Source organism: Bradyrhizobium sp. 142 (genome assembly GCF_023074015.1).
In the GTDB taxonomy this organism is placed as follows: domain Bacteria; phylum Pseudomonadota; class Alphaproteobacteria; order Rhizobiales; family Xanthobacteraceae; genus Bradyrhizobium.
The window spans coordinates 1-881 of record NZ_JADPKQ010000380.1; the positions used below are offsets into that span (position 1 = coordinate 1).

General features: G+C 64.6%; 2 protein-coding genes. One reads left to right on the forward strand and one right to left on the reverse strand.

Going from position 1 to position 881, the window contains the following annotated elements:
* Positions 1 to 259: 259 nt before the first annotated feature.
* The gene (locus IVA82_RS34675) at positions 260 to 460 is read left to right on the forward strand and encodes a hypothetical protein (RefSeq protein WP_247389356.1); all 201 of its coding nucleotides are present in this window, start codon (positions 260 to 262) and stop codon (positions 458 to 460) included.
* Between the two features lie 14 nt (positions 461 to 474).
* Here IVA82_RS34675 and IVA82_RS34680 read toward each other — a convergent pair whose 3' ends face one another.
* A complete protein-coding gene (locus tag IVA82_RS34680) occupies positions 475 to 663 on the reverse strand; it encodes a PadR family transcriptional regulator (RefSeq protein WP_247389357.1) in 189 nt (62 codons plus the stop codon).
* Between the last annotated feature and the right edge of the window lie 218 nt (positions 664 to 881).

Below are 881 nucleotides of genomic sequence, written 5' to 3' on the forward strand. Positions count from 1 at the left end.
CAATATTCGTGAGTCCGGAGCTTTTCCCGCAGCGAGGAACGACGCCGGTCCGGCACCGTTGCTTCGTCAGGCTGCGCGCAAATGCGTGGCCTGCGTGGCTCCGCCCTCAAGCCCCCCAGTCCCCAAAGGCGGGACTGCGCTCATCCTGCATCGTGGGAAGTCCGGTTTCGAACCAGTTTTTCTTGCAGCGTTTAACTTGTTTGAATCCCGGCAGCGGACGACTTGATGCATCATGCGGCCATCGCAGGGGGAGATCTCCATGTTCGACGCCGAAACGACAGCGCTCTTGCGCGCCGTCCTCGATGAGGTCTGCGAAACCGTGTCCCGCTATGAAACCGGCACCAGGACACATGTGGCCTCGAAGCTCCTGGAATGCGCCATCAGCGGCGAGACCTCGGTGGTCAATCTCAAGCAGATCGGGCGGAAAACCTTGAGTGAGGCGCCCACCATTCGGCGATAGGCCGGCTCCGCCGCTCAGCCGAGCGCCGCCCGGCCGGCATCGGTGATCCGGTACTTGATCTCTCCGGACGGAAGCGGCTCGCTTTCGACCAGGCCGAGTTCGACGATGCGCGAGAGGATCTCATGGTCGAACGTCGGCGGGCTGATCCAGGAGCCGGCGAGAAGACTCACCAGGAAGTCGCGCTCCAGCTCCGTGAGCTCCATCCTCGAACTCCGCTTGCCCGTCCGAAAGCTCCAACCACCCGACGGAAATCGGCCCCGGCCTCCGATGGGGAGGGCCGAGGCCGATCGTCACTACGTCCGTTTCCCGGGGCCGTCAGATCGCAACCCGCAGTGCCGGCTTTCGTTCCGGCCCGGAGCCGGCGCCCTCTCCGCGGTCGCTCGATGCAGCGCCTGGAGAAGCGAAGCCCCGGAGTTGCCTA